Origin of the sequence: Serratia sp. CY76391, from assembly GCF_052166695.1 — a bacterium.
GTDB lineage: Bacteria > Pseudomonadota > Gammaproteobacteria > Enterobacterales > Enterobacteriaceae > Serratia > Serratia nematodiphila.
On sequence record NZ_JBJNOJ010000006.1, the window covers coordinates 182,936 to 201,428 of the forward strand.

Below are 18,493 nucleotides of genomic sequence, written 5' to 3' on the forward strand. Positions count from 1 at the left end.
AAGACAAGTTTTCACAGGCGTAATAAGCGTGATCATCATAAGATATCTGGTACGGGAAACGCTCAAGAGCCAAATCGCCATCCTGTTCATCCTGCTTCTGATCTTCTTTTGTCAGAACCTGGTCAGGGTGTTGGGCGACGCGGTGGACGGCAATATCCCGACAAACTTAGTACTCTCTCTGCTCGCTCTGGGCGTGCCGAAGATGGCGCAGCTCATCCTGCCTTTGAGCCTGTTTCTCGGCTTGCTGATGACGCTTGGGCGGTTGTATACCGAGAGCGAAATCACCGTCATGCACGCCTGCGGGCTGGGCAAACGCACCCTGATTATCGCCGCAATGATCCTGGCGCTGTTCACCTCTGCGGTCGCGGCGGTGAACGTGTTTTGGGCCGGCCCCTGGGCCTCGCGCTATCAGGATGTGGTGGTGAACGAAGCCAAGGCCAACCCGAGCATCGCCGGGCTGGCGGAAGGGCAGTTCAAACCCTCGCAAGACGGCAACGCGGTGCTGTTTATCGGCAACGTGAAGGGCAGCACCTTCAACGACGTGTTCCTGGCGCAGCTGCGGCCGAACGGCAACCAACGCCCGTCGGTGGTGGTGGCCGAGCACGGCAACATCGTGCAGCAGAAAGACGGCTCGCAGGTGGTGACGCTCGACAAGGGCACCCGCTTTGAAGGCACCGCGCTGCTGCGCGACTTCCGCATTACCGACTTCACCGACTACAAGGCGGTGATTGGCCACCGTACCGTGGCGGCGGATAACACCGAATCCGAACAGATGTCGATGCAGACGCTGTGGGAATCCGACGATCCGGACGCGCGCGCCGAGTTCCACTGGCGCCTGACGCTGGTGGTGTCGGTGGCGCTGATGGCGCTGCTGGTGGTGCCGCTCAGCGTGGTGAACCCGCGCCAGGGCCGCGTGCTGAGCATGCTGCCGGCCATCCTGCTGTATCTGATCTTCTTCCTGCTGCAGACCTCGCTGCGCTCCAACGCCGGCAAGGGCAAGCTGGATCCGATGCTGTGGCTGTGGCTGGTTAACGGCGTTTACTTCGCGATCGCGCTGGCGCTGAACCTGTGGGATACCGTGCCGATGCGTAAGCTGCGCGCACGCCTGAGAGGAGCGGCCTGATGTTTGGCGTATTAGACCGGTATATCGGTAAAACGATTTTCAACACCATCATCATGACGCTGTTCATGCTGGTGTCGCTGTCCGGTATCATCAAGTTCGTTGATCAGCTGCGCAAGGTCGGCCAGGGCGAATACACCGCGCTGAGCGCCGGCATGTATACCCTGCTGAGCGTGCCGAAAGACATCGAGATCTTCTTCCCGATGGCGGCGCTGCTCGGCGCGCTGCTCGGCCTGGGCCAACTGGCGACGCGCAGCGAACTGGTGGTGATGCAGGCTTCCGGCTTCACCCGCCTGCAGATCGCCGGCTCGGTGATGAAAACCGCCATTCCGCTGGTGCTGCTGACCATGGCGATCGGCGAGTGGGTGGCGCCGCAGGGCGAGCAGATGGCGCGCAACTACCGCGCCCAGCAGATGTACGGCGGCTCGCTGCTCTCCACCAAGAGCGGGCTGTGGGCGAAGGACGGCAACGACTTCATCTACATCGAGCGCGTCTCCGGCGATAAAGAACTCTCCGGCGTGAACATCTACCACTTCAACGATCAGCGTCGCCTGGAAACGGTGCGCTATGCGGCTACCGCCAGCTTCGAGAACGGCCTGTGGCAGCTTTCGCAGGTGGACACCTCGGATCTGACCAACCCGAAACAGGTGACCGGCACCCAGACGCTGACCGGCGAATGGAAAACCAACCTGACCCCGGACAAACTGGGCGTGGTGGCGCTGGATCCGGATTCGCTCTCCATCAGCGGGCTGCACAACTACGTGAAGTACCTGAAGCAGAGCGGCCAGGAAGCCAGCCGTTACCAGCTCAACATGTGGAGCAAAATCTTCTCGCCGCTGTCCGTGGCGGTGATGATGCTGATGGCGCTGTCGTTCATCTTCGGCCCGCTGCGCAGCGTGCCGATGGGCATCCGCGTGGTGACCGGCATCAGCTTCGGCTTCCTGTTCTACGTGCTGGATCAGATTTTCGGCCCGCTGAGCCTGGTGTACAGCATGCCGCCGGTGCTGGGCGCGCTGTTGCCGAGCATGCTGTTCCTGCTGATCAGCGTGTATATGCTGCTCAAACGCAAGTAGCGGGGCGATCGGTAGTGAAGAAAGGCGTGGCCGCGGGGCCGCGCCTTTTTTGTTGGGGGATCAGCCGACGCTCAGCAGCGCGATGCCGGCATCCTGATAGGCCTGTGCGTCTTCCGGCAGACGATCCAGCACCAGGATGTCGATCTGTGCAGGGGAGGCGAACTGCGCCAGCGAGGTGTTGCTCAGCTTGGAGTGATCGCACACTACGATCACCTGATTGGCATGCTCCACCATCGCGCGCTTGGTTTCGGCCAGCATGATATCGGCCACGCAGGCGCCCTGTTTCAGTGACAGCGCGTTGGTGCCCATAAACGCCTTGTCGATGTTCAGCGTATCCAGCAGTGAACGGCCGTTGATGGCGACCGCGCAGTGATAACCCTTTTTGACGATGCCGCCCAGCAGGATGATCTGGATCGATTCGACGTCTTCCAGACTCTTGGCGATCATGAAATCGTTGGTAACCACGGTCAGGTTGCGCTTTTGGCGCAGATGGCGAGCGATCTGCAGGGTGGTGGTGCCGGTGTCCAATACGATGATGTCGCCGTCTTCCACCAGGCCGGCGGCCAGTTGACCTATCTGCTCCTTGGCGCTGAGGTTCACCTCTTCACGCTGATCGGAACCGACCTCAAAGCTGGCACGGGTGCGCAGAATGGCACCGCCGTGGGTACGTGTCAGCATACCAGCGTCTTCCAGAATGCGCAGATCGGTGCGGATGGTGGCGCCGGAGACGTTAAAGCGCGAGCTCATTTCCCCCACGGAGAGCTTGCGCTTCTCCTTGAGAATGGCGAGGAGTTTTTCTTGGCGCTCTTCTGCGAACATGCTCACTCATTCACTCCTGACCGGCACAATGGATGTGCGGCTAATATACCTTGCACATCGGCCGCAGGCAAAGCGCTTGCCGGCCGCCGCAGCCGGACTGCCCGTAGGAGAATGTGAAGGTTACGGCGCGTCGCTCCTTTTTGCTATAGTCGGTGCAGCGGTAGGTTGGGCGGAGGGAGCTGGCAGCCAATGGAAGATGAATATAATCTCAGCAACATTATCGGCAAGCGCCTCGAAGCGGCACTAGGGGAGTTGGGCGATCTCCTGTGGGCGTATGTGGTCCTATCCAAAAAAGACATTGCCTGCATCTTTGGCGTCACCAACTACCCGAGTGAATGGGTAAAAAAGTATCAAGAGCAGGGGTTGCAGTACATTGATCCGGTGGTGCTTACCGCCCGCAACCGCCTGACCCCGTTCGCCTGGGACGAGCAAATCATGGCGGACGCAGGGCTGCATTTTCCCGAACTGTTTGAACAGGCTCGCGAGTTCGGTGTGACGCACGGCTATACCTTCGTGCTGCACGATTACAACGACAATCTCGTCACGCTTTCCTTTGCCTTCAACCTTGAGCAGAGAGCGGAAGCTATCCAGGCACTCACCGAGCGTAAAGGCGACATTTCGGTATTGCTGGCCTCAATCCATGAGTCGTACCTGGCGCTGTCCCCACTGTCAGCAAAAAACGCTGCAGCCCTGGAGCGTAACGCCCGCTTTACCGACAGGGAAAACGAAATCCTCTATTGGGCCAGCGTGGGTAAAACCTACCAGGAAACGGCGATAATCCTGGGCATCAAGACCGGCACCATCAAGTTTCATATGTCCAACGTCGTCAAAAAGTTGGGGGTCACGAATGCCCGACATGCCGTGCGTCTGGGGATGGAGCTGCGGCTGATTAAACCGGTGGAATGACGGACTCGCTAGCCCGTAGAATACTGAGGCAACGGCTGCGCAGAACTCATCAGCGGGATATGTCTAAAGGGAGAAAATATCGGCTAGAGAACAGCATCTTTCGATTCGGGAAATGGCGAGCGTTAACTGGTATTGATTTGGCGCTGTGGCGATTAACGCGAAGGCCGCAATAGCGTATCGGCCCCGATCTCTGTGATATGAAATAATCACCAGACTGAACTTATAAAGGTCTAGTAAGGGACTGTACTTTAGTCTAACTAGTTTCTCATCCTTTGAGGCGATACACTTTCCCGGTAATGTTTTGATAAAAAATACAAAAAAAAACCTGACCGCGTAGGGCCAGGTTGCCAATATTGGCCAACACCAGGGAAAATTTTCTTGCACCATCTTAAGGCTATTAACTCCGCAGAGGCAAGCGATCTCAGCTGCTTTTTAAGCATTAACTAGCCATTTTGTTACGTATACACGCTATTTCCTGGTGATTTAAGATAAAACCCATCCAACGTGAATAACCTCTATCTCTTGATAGCCCCGTTTCGATTTTTATTTCCCGCCTGATATTCAGTAATGAAAAAATAGTGTTCTCGTAATGTTAAGCAAACTCACTCTTTATTGGCTGACACATTGTTATGCAATTATTTGCAGCGTTGTCATTGTTGCTGGGGATTATTTGACGCTGCTTGGATACGCCGGGAAAACGGTCCTAATGGACGAAGATGGAATTATTTAGCGTAGGGGGTATATAAACAGACGGTAGAGCGAAGGAGGCCCGTGGCTTGGAACAACCACCGGGTCTCATGTTGCGGGGAAAAGGCATTACAGCGGCTGGCTGAACTCCACTCGTTCGCCGTCCGGCCCGGCGATCATCAGATAGCGCACGCCGTTGGCACCGCTGGGCTGCTGCGTCGGCCCTTCAATCATCGGATACCCCAGCTCCGCCAGCCAGCGTTGCGTGGCCGCCAGATCGGTGACCCGCAAAGCGATATGGTCGATACCATAGGTGCTGGCGGGGCGAGTCAGCCCTTCGTCAGGTAACTGGTATAACTCCAGCGTTAGCTCACCCAACTGCAAAAACTGTACGGCGACGGGGCCGCCGAGCGCCAGCGTTTGCCGGGGTTCGAAACCGAGCGAACGATAGAAGCCGGCTGCTCGTTCGATATCGGCGCAGCGCAGGCCGACGTGCATCAGCCCGTTAATCCGATGTGCCATATCAAATCCCCTTGCGCGCGCAGTAGAAGCCATAGAAAGCGACGTAAGCGAAGCAGACCAGCGGCACCGCGAAGGCGATCTGCATATCGCCGCCGTTGAGATCGGAGATGATGCCCATGATTAACGGCACCACCGCGCCACCGATGATCGACATCACCACGATCGAACCGGCCACCTGAGTTTCTTCGCCCAGCCCTTTGATCGTCAGGCCAAAGTTGGTTGGCCAGCACAGCGCCATGCAGAAGTTGACACCCATGATCGCCACCACCGCCAGCAGGCTTTGGATATTGACGGCCAGCAGCAACAGCAGCACGCATACCGAACAGAACACGCCGAGCAACCGCGCCGGGCTGAACTTTTTCATCAGCGCGGTGGTGACCACCTTGCCGGCCGAATAGCAGACCAGCGTGGCCAGCAGCCAGTAGGTGGCCGAATGCTCGCTTGCCCCCTGTTCAATCATCTGCACAAAACGAATGGTGAAACTCCACAGCCCTACCTGCGCGCCGACATACAGGAACTGCGACAGCACCCCCAATCGGAAGCGCGGCAGCGCCAGCAGGATCTTCAGCGATTGCATCAGCGGCTTGCCCGCTCCCTGATGCGAGCGTTGGGTTTTGCAGGCGGGGAATTTCACCGCCACGAAGATCAGCGCCAATACGATCAGCACGCTGCCGATGATCAAATAAGGTGTGACTACCTGCGACACCATCTGGGTGCGTGCCGCTTCGGCCGCCGCCGGTGGCATCTGCAGCAGCTCGGCGTGGCTGGGATCGTTTTTGCCGAACACCAGCTGCTGACCGATCAATACGCCAAAAATGATCCCCAGCGAGTTGAAGATCTGCGAAAAGTTGATGCGCTGGGTGGAGGTTTCCAGCGGCCCCAGCAAGCTGGAGTAGGTATTGGCGGAGGTTTCCAGGAACGACAGCCCGGTGGCGATCACCCCCAGGCAGGCCAGGAAGGCGCCGTAGGTCATGATCTGCGCTGCCGGGATAAACAGGAAGCAGCCGAGCGCGTACAGGCACAGGCCGATCACGATCGCCACCTTGTACGAGTAGCGTTTGATCACCGCTGCGGCGGGCAGCGCCATCATGAAGTAGCCGAGGAAGAAGATCGACTGCACCAGTGCGGTTTGGGTATCCGACAGATCGAACCCCTTCTTGAACTGGGCGATCAGGATGTCGTTCAGGTTGCCGGCCATGCCCCACAGGGCGAACAGGCAGCAGACCAGCATCAGCTGCAGCCAAGGCGTGGCGGGCAGATAGGCGCTGCGGTCGATGCTTTCGGCCGCGGCGTGTTGTGCCACGTCGCCTTTGTTAATCAGAGAGTCGCTCATTGCGGTGTTCCTTCATCCGGAGAAAAAGAGAACGAGCTAATAACGTCAAGCTGCTCGTAGAGGGGCTGCGCCTGGTGATAGAGCTGCTCGAACAGCTCAAAGCAGCGCAGATAGTGTTCGTGTTGGCGCAGATCGGGGGTAAATTCGCGCTCGATGCTGACGGTGCGGCTCACCCCCTGGGCGAAACTGCTGAACAGCCCGACGCCGACCCCGGCGACGATCGCGCAGCCGGTAGTGCCGTTCTCCTGATTGCGCGTCTGCAGCAGCGGCAGGTTGTAGACGGAGGCCTTGATCTGCAGCCACAGCGGGCTGCGTGCGCCGCCGCCGGAGGCGATCATTGCCTCCGGCTCCTGCGCGTGGCGCCTGAGCTGCTGCAGATTGCGCAAGGACGCCAGCGCCACCCCTTCCAGCACCGCGCGGTAGAGGTGCGCCTGTCTATGCTTGCGCTGCAGGCCGAAGAACTGCGCGCGCGAGTTGGTGTGTTCCGCCAGCCGCTCGCCGGTCAGGTAGGGCAGGAACAGCAGCCCCTCGGCGCCCGGCGGTACGTCGGCCGCCATATCGAGCATCTGCTGGTGGCTGAGTTGGCCGGCGCTCAGCGCCGAACGCGCCCAGCGCATGGCGTCGCCACCGGCATCGAGCAGAGTAAAACCGCCCCAGGCCGAGTTGGCCAGGTGCAGGTTGTTGACGCTGGCGGAGAGCAACGGGTGCTCCGAAACCACGGTGAGTAACGTGGAGGTGCCGGTGCTGTCGGAGGCGATGCCAGCCTGATAGACGCCGGAGCCGAGCAGGGTAGCGGCCATATCCGCCGTGCCCGCCACTACCGGCACCCCCGGCGGCAGACCGGTGGCGCTCGCCGCTGCGGGCGTAATGTGGCCAATCACTTCGCTGGAGAGATAGATGGCGGGCAGCTGATCGGCGCGCAACCCGAACTGCCGCAGCGCCTCTGGCGACCACTGCAGCGTGGCGCTGTCCATCAGGTAATAGCAGGAGGCTTCGCTGTAATCGGTGGCGCGTACGCCGCAGAGTCGGAAATTGACGTAATCCTTCGGCATCAACACCGTGGCGATGCGCTCCCACTGCGATGGATGATGCTCGCGCAGCCAGGCCAGCTTGAACGCCGGCCAGGCGGCGGTGGGGGGATTATTCAACAGTTCCAGCCAAGGCTGCGGCGGCTGCTGGTGGCTAAAGCGCGCCACCTGCGGCTGTGCGCGTTTGTCGTTCCACAGCATGGCGCGATCGACGACCAGTTCGCCGTCGGCGTCGAGCAAGACCGTGCCGTGCATTTGCCCGCAGGCGCCGACGGCGGCGATACGCGGCCAGTATTCGGCGTAGCGCGCGTGCAGCTCCTGCGTACACTGGCAGACGCACTGCCACCACAGCGAAGGCGGTTGTTCCGACCAGCCGGCCTGCGGCGTGATCTGCTCGTACTCGCGCTGCGCGAAGCCAAGGATTTCCCCGGTGTTGGTGACCAGCCCGGCGCGGGTGCTGCCGGTGCCGATATCAAGGGTAAGAAGTAAATCTTTCATTGTTATCACTCCCGTGGCGGATGGCGCGGGCCACTCGCAGAAGCGTGCGCTGGGATCGCGCAAGATTAGTTATCGTTCAGTTCCGGAAACAGGCCTGGATCCTGTTCGAGCTGCTCCAGCACGCGCTGGGTGGCCGCCGCGCTCATGCCAAAGCGGCGTACGCCCAGCCGATACAGCGCGCGCACCGTGTCCAGATCGCGAATACCGCCGGCCCCTTTGATCTGGATGCGGCCACGCAACTGATCGGCGATGATCGCCACTTTCTCTACCGTAGCGCCGGTCGGTGCCCAGCCGGTGGAGGTTTTCACCCAGGCCATGCCGACTTCGACGGCGATGTCGCACACCCGACGGATTTGTTGCTCGTTCAGATAGTGCGTCTCCAGAATGACTTTGGCCGGCACCGGCGCGGCGGCCTCGACTACCCGGTGCAGATCTTCGCGCACGTAGTCGTAATCCCCCGACAGCACCTTACCGATGTTCACCACCATATCGACCTCGCGCGCGCCCTCGGCGATCAGCTGGCGCACCTCCTGCACCTTGAGATCGGTGGTTTGCCCACCACCGGGAAAACCGACCGGCCCGCCAATCATCACGTCTGCCTGGCCGCGCTCCGGCAGCAAAGTGCTGAGGAAACGCGTCCAGCACGGCAGCACGTGCACCGAGATGATGCGATAGTGGCCGGCCAGCGCGGCGCAGTGGCGCACGTCTTCCTCGGTATTGGTGGCCTGCACTGCGCTCAGATCGATCAACCTGGCCATGCGTCTGGTTGTTTCATTCATTGTGTTTATCCTTCTTTTATTTTCATTTGATTTTATTTACTCACCTTATTCTCTTTCATATGGCTTTAAAATCATCTATTGGTGAAATTGTGATCGGTTTTGCGCTTTTGTTATGAAAGCGGCGCAACGAGCGAGAGGAAAAGAAAAAGGGCGCGATTCCGTCAGGATCGCGCCCTTGCCGTTTCTGCCGCGGCGTTACAGCAGCCAGTCCAGCAGTATGACGCCGCCCAGGCTGATGGCCCAGGCGATAGTAGTGGGTACCGACCACACCATCATCTGCTGGCGCACATCCTTGATGCCCATCATGCGGTTGACCACCCAGAACATGCTGTCGTTGAAGTAGCTGAAGAACAGCGCGCCCATGGTGGCCGCCTGCGCCGCCGCCAGCATATTGACGCCGGGCAGCAGGCTGACGATCGGCGCCGAGATCGACGCGGCGGTGATCATCGCCACCGTGCCGGAACCCTGGATCACCCGCACCAGCGTGGCGATGACGAACGGGATCAGCACCGGCGAGATCGGCAGCCCGGCGACGTGCTCCGCCAGCTGCGTGCCGGCGCCGCTCTCGCGCAATACCGCCCCCAGCGCGCCGCCGGCGCCGGTGACCAGCAGGATGATGCCGGCGGTTTGCAGGCCTTCCTCCAGCCGCTCCAGCGTGTCGTGCTTATCGGCGTGCGGCATCAGGGTGTACACCGCCAACAGCACGCTGATCGCCAGCGCGATCATCGGCGAGCCGAGAAACGCGAAGCTCTGGCCCCACAGGCTTTCCGCCAGCCAGCCCAGGCCCTCGCGCTTGGCCAGCATGTGGTTGACCGCATTGACGAAGATCAGCCCGATCGGCGTCAGGATCGGCAGCAGCGACAGCGCCAGGCTCGGCAGCGCCTTGCCTTCTTTTTCCGCCAGATACTGCTGATGCGCGGCGCGCAGATCCTGCGGCGCTTCCTCTTCCTGCGGCGTAAAGTCCGGGTAGCGCGCCCCCAGCCAGCGTGCATACAGCACGATGCCGATCACGCAGGGGATGGCCAGCACCAGCCCGGCCAGCATCATGGCGCCGATATCCACGCCGAAGATGCCCGCCACGCCCAGCGGCCCCGGCGTCGGCGGCACCGCGTGGTGAGTGAGGATCAGCCCGCCCGCCAGCGCGACGCCGAGCGTCAGCAGGTTGCGCTTGCCCTTTTTCGCCAGCGCCTTGACCAGCGGGTAGAGGATGACGAACGCCGAATCGACGAAGATCGGGATGCTGACGATATAACCGGTGATGGCCAGCGCCCACTCTTCGCGCTTTTTGCCCAGCCATTTGATAAAGCTGTAGGCGATCTGCTCGGCGGCGCCGGAGACTTCCAGCACCCGGCCCATCATCACCCCCAGCCCGATGACGATGCCGATGCTGCCGAGCGTGGAGCCGAACCCTTTGGTGATGGCGTCGACGGTTTGCGCGGCGCCCATGCCGCCGGTTATGCCGGCGATGGAGGCGGCGATCAGCATGGCGATCAGCGCATGCACGCGGGTGCGCAACACCAGGAAGATCAGCGCGAACACCGCCACCGCCAGCCCGATGATTGGGGTATACATCGTCATGATCAGCTCCCGCCCTGCGGCATGTCGTCGCGGATAAAGGCGCGGATAGCCTGCTCGAAGCTTTCATCGGCGGTGAAGCCCAACTGCTGCGCCCGCCGGGTATCGAATTCGCCCGGCCAGCCGGCGACGATGCGGTTGATGGCGGCGTCCGGCTCGAAGCGCACCCGCGCGGCGACGGCGTCACCGGCCACCGCGCGCAGCGCCTCCAGCATCTCCCGCACGCGCACGCTGATGCCGGGCAGGTTGAGCGTGCGCAGCGCGCCGAACGCCGACGCGGGCAGCGTGGCGGCGTGAATGAAGTTGCGCACCACCGCCGCCGGGCTGGAGAGCCACAGCGCCAGCTCGGCGTCTACCGGGCACACCGCCGGCTCGCCGTGCAGCGGCTCGCGGATGATGCCGCTGGCGAACGACGAGGCTGCTTTGTTTGGCTTGCCTGGCCGCACGCTGATGGTGGGCAGGCGCAGCACGCGGCCATCGACGAAGCCTTTGCGCGCATAGTCGTTGATCAGCAGCTCGCACATCGCCTTCTGCGCGCCGTAGGAGGATTGCGGGGTGACCGCGCAGCGATCGTCGATCACCGGCGGCAGCTCACCGCCGAACACCGCCAATGAACTGGTGAAGATGAACTTCATGCCCGGGGCGCGGCGGCGTGCCGCTTCCAGCAATTGGCGGGTAGCGTCGAAATTGACCTGCATGCCGAGATCGAAATCGCTCTCCGCATGGCTGCTGACGATGGCCGCCAGATGGAACAGCACGCCGCAGTCGGCGTCGATCAGCCGCTCCGCCGCGCCGGGCTGCGACAGATCGAGCGCCAGACACTGCAGGCGCGCATCCGGCAGCGGGGCAGGCGGCGGGGTGATGTCCGCCAGGATCAGCTTGTCGAAGGCCAGTGGGCAGCCGCCGTGCAGCAGCGCTTTCGCCAGCCGCTGGCCGAGAAAACCGGCGCCGCCGGTGATGACGATATTCATATGATGCTCCTTTCCCTAGTGTTGTTGTTATCAGAGTTGAACGCTGTGCAGTTGCAGCCCGCGCTCGCGCAGCTGTTGCTGCGCTTCCGGCGGGAGCGCGGCGTCGCAGATGATGTCGTTCAGCGCCTCCAGCGGACAGACGCGGAACATGCCGTATTTGCCGTATTTGCTGCTGTCTGAGACCAGCACCCGGCGGCGGGCGACCTCTAACAGCGCCTGCTTGACCAGCACCTTCTCCTCGTGCGGCGTGGAGAGGCCGTGCTCCAGATCCCACGAGCTGGTGCTGATAAAGGCCACGTCGATGTTCAGGCTGCGCAACAGCATGGCGGCGCTGTTGCCGACGCAGGAGTAGTTGCGCTGATCCACCAGGCCGCCGGTGTGGAACAGACTGAGCTGCGGGCGGTTCATCAGGTGCTGAATGATGGAGAAATCGTTGGTGACCACCGTCAGATTGAAGCGCTCCGCCAGGCTGCGGGCGATCTCGAAGGTGGTGGTGCCGGCGTCCAGATAGACCACCTGGCCGTCTTCCACCAGCCCGGCGGCGTATTTGCCGATCTCGCGCTTGTGGCGATGGTGCAGCTGCGCCTTCTCGCAATAGGCCAGCTCCTGGCGCAGCGCTTCGCTCAGGCGCACGCCGCCGCTGACGCTGACCACTTTGCCTTGCTCTTCCAGCACGCGGATATCGCGCCGCACCGTCATGTGGGAAACGCTCATCAGCTCCGACAGCGCGCTGATGCTCGCCAACTGGTACTCGTGCACATAGCGATAGATGTAATCGCGGCGTTCGGACGGGATCATGTTCGCTCCTGTGGCCCCGGCGGCGGGCAGGGGCGCCGCGAAGCTGTTATTTTTTGTTATGGAGCAACATCTTCAACCATCGCGGTTAACAAGTAAGCGACGGTTATCACAAATGTCGGCGTGGAGGTTGGGTGATTTTAAGATGATAACTTTATGATTAAACGTTGGTTTTTTTATTTTTTGTGGTTTCGCTGCGTAACACCATCTTGTGATAATTAATGTGATAAGCCACAGGGGTTGTGAAGGCGGGAGAGACGGGGCGGCGAGAAAGGGCGAACAAACGTGCGCGGCGGCGCTTTTTTCGACACTTAACTCATTGAACAACGGATAAGTGTTGCGTGACGATCGCGGGAAGGTATAATGCACCCGTTTTCCGCATACTACTTCAGTGCCGAAGTGGCGAAATCGGTAGACGCAGTTGATTCAAAATCAACCGTAGAGATACGTGCCGGTTCGAGTCCGGCCTTCGGCACCATTAAGTACCGCGCGAACAAGAAGCCACCGAGAGGTGGTTTTTTTGTGCCTGGAATCTGCCCGCTGCAATTACCTATCCACTTTACTCTGTATTGACGTATTTCCCATTTCAGTAAAAACCGGATCTTCCTGATGCTTTCCTAAGGCCTATCTGATTGACCTTAAAGGCTAAAATGGCGTTTCATTGGACTCTTTCGGATCAAGGAGTTCCAGGATGGAGCCACAACAGGAAGGGAGCACGCGGGCGTTAACGCCGGGCGAAGTCAATCTGGCGCGTTCGGTGTTTGGCAGCACCATTTTCTATCAGAGCGTGTTGGTTCACTGCGACAGCTACCTGCCGTTTGGGCTGCAGAATCAGTACACGGCGATGAGCCCGAATGGGGAGTTGTACTTTCGCAGAGCTTTATACCGACCTGATTTTACGGTGCATCATTTGGCACAGCACCTGTTTATCCACGAGATGGCACATGTTTGGCAGCATCAAAAAGGCATGTGGGTGCGTACCCGTGGGCTTCTCAGTTGGGCGGTGAGCTATCAATATCGGCTTGATCAACCTTTGCTGCGCCACTACAGCATGGAACAGCAGGCATCGATAATTGCGGACTATTTCATTCTCAAGAGATATGGGGCGAATACCTTTTTCCGCTTGCCAAACAGGAAACTCATCGGGATAGTGGACAGACGGACATTGTCACAATTTCAACCCATAATCAGAAGCGCAGGGCTGCCGCTATGAGAAAATATTTATTCCTTCTTCTTCCTCTTTTTATCTCGGGTTGCCCAACGGGTGACAAGTTTAACCTCTATCAAGTACAAAGTAAGATCGTAGACGGTAAAGTCTGCGTCTTTTTTAATGAGAATGATATCGTAAAAAATGAATCCATACTGAATATCGCCATCTGGAGACAGGGAGGGGATGACTATGTTTATGAAAAGTCATATGCCTACAATCCGGTAGCGTTGGAGGCCAACAAGTGTGTTCCAGGTATCGGTGAGTTTAGTTTTATCGCTGATGAAGGATACACCGTGTTGGTAAGAACACCGCTGAACTCTTATCGGACCAGTTTTGTTGTGTGGAAGAAAGATGAAAGCATGATGCTGAAGCCCGATTAGATTGCAATGAGATTTTTTAACTAAAGATTATCATGAGAGCAATTTATTAATTCTATAGAATTTATAACCTGTAATAGGAAGCACAGGACTCCCACAATGAAAAAACTCCTCTTACTCTTTATTCCTCTTTTTATCTCTGGTTGTCCTATGGGGGATAAAGTTAATTTACGCCCGGCAAAAGCAACGGCCGTCGGCAGCAAGATCTGCGTTTTTGTCGATAAGAATGACATGGAAAGAGAAGAGTCCATTCTGAAAGTAGCTATATGGAAATATGGCAATGATAATTATGTCTATGAAAATTCATATGCAAACACGCCTGTTGCATTGGAACCGGGGAAGTGTGTTCCCGGCATTGGTGAGTATGACTTTATCCCTGGTGAAGGATACAGTGTTATTGTCAGTACACCTTTGCATCCTTATGAGGCTAGGTTTATTGTATGGAAACGGGGTGAAGAGGTTGTATTGAAATAGAATTAGGTTTTAATTTTATAGCAAAATAGAATATCGTCATGATAATGAATTTCATTTCTTTTTGCCCTGAAAATCCTATAAAAAATGCAAATTTACCGTTGTGAGAAAATATTTATTCGTTCTTTTTCCTCTTTTCTATCTGACTGAAAATAGTGTGATAGACTCAATCTCTATCAAGTAAAAAGTAAGATCGTAGAGGGTAAATCTTGCATGTATTTCAATGAGATCGATACAGTAAATAATGATTAAATATCAATATATAGAACCAGGAGGATACCGATTTTTATGAATATATATATGTTTATGACTCAGTGGTTTTAGACGCTGAGAAGTGTGCTCTAGGTATCAGTGAGTTTAATTTTACTCTTGATGAATGCAACATCTTTCTGGTTAGAATGATGTTGATTTTATATTTAACCTTTTATATGGAGTAAGTCTAAAATAATAACTGATAAAATAGCGGGTGGATTATTTAATGACACGTTGGGAGTAATTATCTTTTTCATGAAAGAATAGATGTTGATGTGATTTATATGAAAAAGGTAGCCCATCATTACAATGAGCTTCTTATTTTTTAATTGTGGCTGTATGTGGTTTTACATTAGACAATTCTCCATCCTTTTATATTGTCATCTTTTAATACTCCTCTCTTTATTAATATTATATGTATGTTCTCAGTAGAGTCGAAGCCTAGAACTATGTCATCTCCTTCCTCCGCCATTTGCATAACAATATTGTCATTGAAATAAAGACGATATTCTGAACGCGTTGGGTGCGCCTCTCTGGCATCGTACCATGTTATATTAGCTGTGCATTTTATATCATCACCTCGAATTGAAAATATGGCATCTTTGCTAAATCCAGTTAAACCAAATAGCGATTTTAGCTCTTTTACACCATTAAATTCATGTTGATTTGACCTTTCTGGCCTTGCTTCTACGGCAGACAATGTTTTTATACATGAAGCGCGAAAGCGAATCGTTCCTTTAGTCATAGTATTACCATCTGTGAAATCTATAGTACCGTTCATGAGAGCATAAAAATCACTCTCCACCTTCTATTTTAGTTTCCTCAATAAAGTCGTATAATGAAATTAATTCACCCCTTATTTCTCTAGGATATTTATCATGTAATGGCTTTGGCACTACTAATGTAACACCTGCATCTTTCATTTCTTTAAATTGATTGATTGAAACGCCTTCCTGCAGGGTAAATAAGTGTATTTTATCAATGCGATCTGCTTCATTAAGTGCTTGTCTCCAGCGATCTTTACAAGTCGTTTTTACAGCAAGCATTCTTAATTTTTCAGCTGGGTAAGCAGGATTGTGATAATCTATTTCTGAAGGGAAAAGAAAATCAGGCTTCTTCTTTCCTTCTGTGACACTCTGTGTTGTGAATTTTACCAATCCGTTTGCGACGAAAATTTTCTCTAGGTGCATCTCAAGAGACTTTCCTGAGCGAGATTTACGGCGATTGCTTACTGAGTTTGCGAGCTTGATGAAATCTTCAACAGAATCAAATCCCTCTTTAACTTTGTCAAGAACATGGAGCTCTTCGACCTGACGGAAGAGATCGTATTCTTTTTCTCTTCTCTCTAACAGAAGTTTGTCAGGAGTTTCACCCTTGAATTTAAATATTTTTGGTAAGTATTCAATGATCTCGCTTCCACTAGGGAATGTGACTTTCCAGTGCTCGGGTATTTCATAATTCCGAGATTTCCAGTTTGTATCATCGATAGCGAAACCGCCGAGAAGTTGTGTCGATAACCCTGATAATGCGGTTCCAGGAAGTACTTCTCCAATAATTGTTTCAACTAAGTCTTCTTCATCAATGGAGCTGCATACCCATACTTCGACAAGATCACAGTCTTTTAGGTTATCGGATGCAGAGAAGCAGAATATAGCTAATGCACCTGTATTTTTCTGGTTTTGAAGTGGACTTTTTTTACCACCCCAGCAGGTAATTCGTGTTTCATTCCTGCCCTTGGGGTTAAGAGTTCTCGGTTTGCTGTTATAATAGACAGCTCTAACCTGAGTATCGCTCACATTATGGGAAAGTGTTTTAGCGATAAGTTCTACAGAGGGATTCTCTTCATCGATTCTGTTAATTGAAGGAAACAAAAAATTTGCTGCGTTCTTCGGTAGGTAAACACCTGACTGATGGCCGCCGGTAGCACCTGTATCGTTTGCAGAAAGCCGTTTTATGTGAATATACCAATCATTTGATGACTTTTCATTTAGCCAATTTTGAAAGTTCGACACTTAACGCCTCTCATCGATACATAAATAACTATCATGGGACTATTATCCATTTTGTAAGATAGATGTCGATGATAGAAGATGATATTTTTGATTTTGGCTGGGTTTTCCCTATGCGGAATGGAAGGTTAGTGAACTAGTCATTTAGATGATGAATGCCTTTAGTATCGATACAGGCGTGGTGCTCACTTGCGCATAACCATTCTTCAATTCTTTCTGACAGTGCGCTGGTTGAAAGCTTGAGCCGTCCTTTCATGGCGCACTCCCATATAATCAACTCGCGCCATCCTTGCTCTGATAATAATTCCGTTACTTTATTATCTCGTTTCACATTTGAATCAATTTTTTTTAGCCAAAAATCTGTTCTTGTAGCTGGTATCTTGAACAGATAGCAATCATGTTGATGCCAGAAGCATCCATGAACAAAGATGACTGCTTTATATGCATCGATAACAAAATCAGGTTTACCTGGCAGGTCCGTAGCTTGAGTACGGTAAGCTATCCCCGCTTCGTCCAGAAGCTGGGATAGCTTTTTCTCAATGGCTGTATTTTGATTGCGTATGGCCCGCATATTTTTACTTCTGACTGCGGGGGTATGCACATCAGCCATTTTTCACCTTAAGCAGCTTTACTGTTATCTTTTTCAACGGCAGAAACAATGTAAGGTTCAAGCAACTTAGCAACGGCTGCAAAAGCGGGAACAATGACTGAGTTACCGAATTGCCGGTATGCCTGAGTATCTGAAACCGGGATGCGGAATGATTCGCCATCAGGTTTTTCAAAACCCATAATTCTGGCGCACTCTTTAGGCATTAAACGGCGTGGTCTGTTAGCCTGGTTTTTGGGATCTGAGAAATTTGTTTCACCAAGCTTCATGTCCCAACCCCTGTCGATGAGAATTTCTGAACCGTCTTTGTGATAGCGTGCCGAGAGCGTTCTGGCAATACTTGTCTTATTTTTCGGATCGACTAAGCCAAAACCAAATCCATTTCCTTTAGCCTGATGTTTTTTTGCGTAGTTATACAAATACTTCCATAGATGCTCCGTAAGAATATATTTTTCAGGTGGGTTATCTATTAATAACTCACCGAAAGATGGGCGATTCTCTGGGAAGAAACGATTTAAGTCGTTCAATGTAAAACCACTATGAATATTGAGATCGCGGCGGAATCCCACTAACACAATACGTTCACGATGTTGAGGCAAGAAGTTTTTTCCATCGATGATTTTAGGATCGCCAGGGCCTGAAGCCTGAGCATCAGCAACTTCATAACCTAATTCATCTAACGTCTCCATGATAATTTTAAATGTTTTTCCTTTATCATGGCTTTTAAGATTTTTAACGTTTTCTAGAAGAAAGATTGCGGGTTTTTTTGCAGCAATGATCCGTGCAACATCAAAAAACAATGTACCCTGAGTCTCACACTCGAAACCGTGAGCACGGCCAAGTGAATTCTTCTTGGATACCCCTGCAAGGGAGAATGGCTGGCAGGGGAAGCCTGCGAGTAAGACATCGTGATCAGGAATTTCTTTATCTATATTTTTATATGCATCCTGAACGGAGACATCATTATCTTCGCTAAGAGTTATTTCACGTATATCTGAATTAAATTTGTGATGTTCAGGATCGCAGTACCAGTTCGCTTTGTAGGTACGAACTGCTTCTTTGTTCCATTCACTGGTAAACACGCACTGCCCACCGATGTCTTCAAAACCTTTGCGAATGCCACCGATACCAGCAAACAGATCGATAAAACGGAATTTGTAGTTGGGGTGAAACCGGGAAGGTTCCGGCAACATCGATCTAAGTAACTTGAACTCTTCCTCTGTCAAAACTTTTTGTGGGGTTTTCCCCTTCAGCCAACGATTGAGTGACTCACGAGTCCACTCGTAGCTCCCGCTGACCTCACGCAAAAGCTCAGCTATGGCTTTTTGATCATAAATTTCTACCAGTTTCTCGACCAGAGCTTTGTCTTGCTCTTGTCTGGTTTGTTGCTGATGTTCTGCTTCGACACGCAGCTTTCTGGCATACTCTTGGAACTCTTGCATAATAACATTTTCCAAATGT

18 protein-coding genes and 1 tRNA gene are annotated in these 18,493 nt (G+C 54.3%); 7 read left to right on the forward strand and 12 right to left on the reverse strand.

All coding sequences use genetic code 11. The features are described 5' to 3' along the window. Nucleotides 1-28: 28 nt before the first annotated feature. Together lptF and lptG are read left to right on the forward strand one after the other, a co-directional pair. The gene (gene lptF / locus ACJ8PN_RS11680; protein ID WP_004933351.1) at nucleotides 29-1,123 is read left to right on the forward strand and encodes an LPS export ABC transporter permease LptF; all 1,095 of its coding nucleotides are present in this window, start codon (nucleotides 29-31) and stop codon (nucleotides 1,121-1,123) included. Continuing rightward, entirely contained in the window at nucleotides 1,123-2,193 is a 1,071-nt protein-coding gene (gene lptG / locus ACJ8PN_RS11685) for an LPS export ABC transporter permease LptG (RefSeq protein WP_004933350.1), read from the forward strand. Before lptF ends, lptG begins: the two co-directional genes overlap by 1 nt. A gap of 60 nt (nucleotides 2,194-2,253) precedes the next feature. Here the strand turns inward: lptG and ACJ8PN_RS11690 are convergent, their stop codons facing one another. After that, nucleotides 2,254-3,012 (reverse strand): DeoR/GlpR family DNA-binding transcription regulator, encoded by a 759-nt coding sequence (locus tag ACJ8PN_RS11690; RefSeq protein ID WP_351108925.1) that lies wholly within the window; start codon nucleotides 3,010-3,012, stop codon nucleotides 2,254-2,256. Between the two features lie 189 nt (nucleotides 3,013-3,201). Here ACJ8PN_RS11690 and ACJ8PN_RS11695 point away from each other — a divergent pair, with 189 nt between their 5' ends. Continuing rightward, on the forward strand, nucleotides 3,202-3,918 hold the full coding sequence (locus ACJ8PN_RS11695; RefSeq protein WP_351108892.1) for a LuxR family transcriptional regulator: 717 nt from the start codon (nucleotides 3,202-3,204) through the stop codon (nucleotides 3,916-3,918). Between the two features lie 816 nt (nucleotides 3,919-4,734). On the opposite strand, the gene ACJ8PN_RS11700 is transcribed toward ACJ8PN_RS11695, so the two are convergent. The 7 genes from ACJ8PN_RS11700 to ACJ8PN_RS11730 form a co-directional block, all read right to left on the reverse strand. Next, nucleotides 4,735-5,127, reverse strand: coding sequence for a VOC family protein (locus ACJ8PN_RS11700; RefSeq protein WP_351108895.1), 393 nt, complete (start codon nucleotides 5,125-5,127; stop codon nucleotides 4,735-4,737). 1 nt (nucleotide 5,128) lies between these two features. Further along, nucleotides 5,129-6,460: an L-fucose:H+ symporter permease gene (gene fucP, locus ACJ8PN_RS11705; protein ID WP_442534959.1), complete on the reverse strand. Its 1,332-nt coding sequence runs from the start codon at nucleotides 6,458-6,460 to the stop codon at nucleotides 5,129-5,131. After that, the gene (locus ACJ8PN_RS11710) at nucleotides 6,457-7,986 is read right to left on the reverse strand and encodes a xylulokinase (protein ID WP_442534960.1); all 1,530 of its coding nucleotides are present in this window, start codon (nucleotides 7,984-7,986) and stop codon (nucleotides 6,457-6,459) included. The genes fucP and ACJ8PN_RS11710 overlap by 4 nt, the downstream gene beginning before the upstream one ends. Nucleotides 7,987-8,051: 65 nt before the next feature. Continuing rightward, a complete protein-coding gene (gene deoC, locus ACJ8PN_RS11715; protein ID WP_434093392.1) occupies nucleotides 8,052-8,765 on the reverse strand; it encodes a deoxyribose-phosphate aldolase in 714 nt (237 codons plus the stop codon). 195 nt (nucleotides 8,766-8,960) lie between these two features. Beyond that, nucleotides 8,961-10,346, reverse strand: a complete 1,386-nt coding sequence (locus tag ACJ8PN_RS11720) for a GntP family permease (RefSeq protein WP_411261138.1) — start codon at nucleotides 10,344-10,346, stop codon at nucleotides 8,961-8,963. Then, complete coding sequence (gene denD, locus ACJ8PN_RS11725) at nucleotides 10,346-11,311, reverse strand: D-erythronate dehydrogenase (protein ID WP_437189414.1); 966 nt, start codon at nucleotides 11,309-11,311, stop codon at nucleotides 10,346-10,348. Before denD ends, ACJ8PN_RS11720 begins: the two co-directional genes overlap by 1 nt. 30 nt (nucleotides 11,312-11,341) lie before the next feature. Next, nucleotides 11,342-12,109 (reverse strand): DeoR/GlpR family DNA-binding transcription regulator, encoded by a 768-nt coding sequence (locus tag ACJ8PN_RS11730; protein WP_351108906.1) that lies wholly within the window; start codon nucleotides 12,107-12,109, stop codon nucleotides 11,342-11,344. A gap of 390 nt (nucleotides 12,110-12,499) precedes the next feature. Here ACJ8PN_RS11730 and ACJ8PN_RS11735 point away from each other — a divergent pair. The 4 genes from ACJ8PN_RS11735 (at nucleotide 12,500) to ACJ8PN_RS11750 (ending at nucleotide 14,167) form a co-directional block, all read left to right on the forward strand. Continuing rightward, nucleotides 12,500-12,584, forward strand: a tRNA-Leu gene (locus ACJ8PN_RS11735). 213 nt (nucleotides 12,585-12,797) lie between these two features. Beyond that, a complete protein-coding gene (locus ACJ8PN_RS11740) occupies nucleotides 12,798-13,319 on the forward strand; it encodes a type IV secretion protein Rhs (RefSeq protein WP_351108909.1) in 522 nt (173 codons plus the stop codon). Continuing rightward, entirely contained in the window at nucleotides 13,316-13,696 is a 381-nt protein-coding gene (locus ACJ8PN_RS11745; protein ID WP_351108912.1) for a putative T6SS immunity periplasmic lipoprotein, read from the forward strand. Before ACJ8PN_RS11740 ends, ACJ8PN_RS11745 begins: the two co-directional genes overlap by 4 nt. A 96-nt stretch (nucleotides 13,697-13,792) precedes the next feature. After that, the gene (locus ACJ8PN_RS11750) at nucleotides 13,793-14,167 is read left to right on the forward strand and encodes a putative T6SS immunity periplasmic lipoprotein (RefSeq protein ID WP_351108915.1); all 375 of its coding nucleotides are present in this window, start codon (nucleotides 13,793-13,795) and stop codon (nucleotides 14,165-14,167) included. A gap of 601 nt (nucleotides 14,168-14,768) precedes the next feature. On the opposite strand, the gene ACJ8PN_RS11755 is transcribed toward ACJ8PN_RS11750, so the two are convergent. The 4 genes from ACJ8PN_RS11755 to ACJ8PN_RS11770 all read right to left on the reverse strand — a co-directional run bounded on the left by ACJ8PN_RS11755 (nucleotide 14,769) and on the right by ACJ8PN_RS11770 (nucleotide 18,474). Continuing rightward, nucleotides 14,769-15,161 (reverse strand): type II restriction endonuclease, encoded by a 393-nt coding sequence (locus tag ACJ8PN_RS11755; protein ID WP_351110273.1) that lies wholly within the window; start codon nucleotides 15,159-15,161, stop codon nucleotides 14,769-14,771. 49 nt (nucleotides 15,162-15,210) lie between these two features. Continuing rightward, a complete protein-coding gene (locus ACJ8PN_RS11760; protein WP_351110271.1) occupies nucleotides 15,211-16,428 on the reverse strand; it encodes a type II restriction endonuclease in 1,218 nt (405 codons plus the stop codon). 133 nt (nucleotides 16,429-16,561) lie between these two features. Beyond that, nucleotides 16,562-17,035 (reverse strand): very short patch repair endonuclease, encoded by a 474-nt coding sequence (locus ACJ8PN_RS11765; protein ID WP_351110269.1) that lies wholly within the window; start codon nucleotides 17,033-17,035, stop codon nucleotides 16,562-16,564. 8 nt (nucleotides 17,036-17,043) lie between these two features. Further along, nucleotides 17,044-18,474 carry a DNA cytosine methyltransferase gene (locus tag ACJ8PN_RS11770; protein WP_351110267.1) on the reverse strand — a complete coding sequence of 477 codons (1,431 nt, stop codon included), beginning with the start codon at nucleotides 18,472-18,474 and terminating at the stop codon, nucleotides 17,044-17,046. Between the last annotated feature and the right edge of the window lie 19 nt (nucleotides 18,475-18,493).

What these genes read in the sequence shown, in the direction of transcription:
- lptG (WP_004933350.1), top strand. Translation starts at nt 1,123, where the DNA reads ATGTTTGGCGTATTAGACCGGTATATCGGTAAAACGATTTTCAACACC.
- ACJ8PN_RS11690 (WP_351108925.1), bottom strand. Translation starts at nt 3,012, where the DNA reads ATGTTCGCAGAAGAGCGCCAAGAAAAACTCCTCGCCATTCTCAAGGAG.
- ACJ8PN_RS11695 (WP_351108892.1), top strand. Translation starts at nt 3,202, where the DNA reads ATGGAAGATGAATATAATCTCAGCAACATTATCGGCAAGCGCCTCGAA.
- ACJ8PN_RS11700 (WP_351108895.1), bottom strand. Translation starts at nt 5,127, where the DNA reads ATGGCACATCGGATTAACGGGCTGATGCACGTCGGCCTGCGCTGCGCC.
- fucP (WP_442534959.1), bottom strand. Translation starts at nt 6,460, where the DNA reads ATGAGCGACTCTCTGATTAACAAAGGCGACGTGGCACAACACGCCGCG.
- ACJ8PN_RS11710 (WP_442534960.1), bottom strand. Translation starts at nt 7,986, where the DNA reads ATGAAAGATTTACTTCTTACCCTTGATATCGGCACCGGCAGCACCCGC.
- deoC (WP_434093392.1), bottom strand. Translation starts at nt 8,765, where the DNA reads ATGAATGAAACAACCAGACGCATGGCCAGGTTGATCGATCTGAGCGCA.
- denD (WP_437189414.1), bottom strand. Translation starts at nt 11,311, where the DNA reads ATGAATATCGTCATCACCGGCGGCGCCGGTTTTCTCGGCCAGCGGCTG.
- ACJ8PN_RS11730 (WP_351108906.1), bottom strand. Translation starts at nt 12,109, where the DNA reads ATGATCCCGTCCGAACGCCGCGATTACATCTATCGCTATGTGCACGAG.
- ACJ8PN_RS11740 (WP_351108909.1), top strand. Translation starts at nt 12,798, where the DNA reads ATGGAGCCACAACAGGAAGGGAGCACGCGGGCGTTAACGCCGGGCGAA.
- ACJ8PN_RS11745 (WP_351108912.1), top strand. Translation starts at nt 13,316, where the DNA reads ATGAGAAAATATTTATTCCTTCTTCTTCCTCTTTTTATCTCGGGTTGC.
- ACJ8PN_RS11750 (WP_351108915.1), top strand. Translation starts at nt 13,793, where the DNA reads ATGAAAAAACTCCTCTTACTCTTTATTCCTCTTTTTATCTCTGGTTGT.
- ACJ8PN_RS11755 (WP_351110273.1), bottom strand. Translation starts at nt 15,161, where the DNA reads ATGACTAAAGGAACGATTCGCTTTCGCGCTTCATGTATAAAAACATTG.
- ACJ8PN_RS11765 (WP_351110269.1), bottom strand. Translation starts at nt 17,035, where the DNA reads ATGGCTGATGTGCATACCCCCGCAGTCAGAAGTAAAAATATGCGGGCC.
- ACJ8PN_RS11770 (WP_351110267.1), bottom strand. Translation starts at nt 18,474, where the DNA reads ATGCAAGAGTTCCAAGAGTATGCCAGAAAGCTGCGTGTCGAAGCAGAA.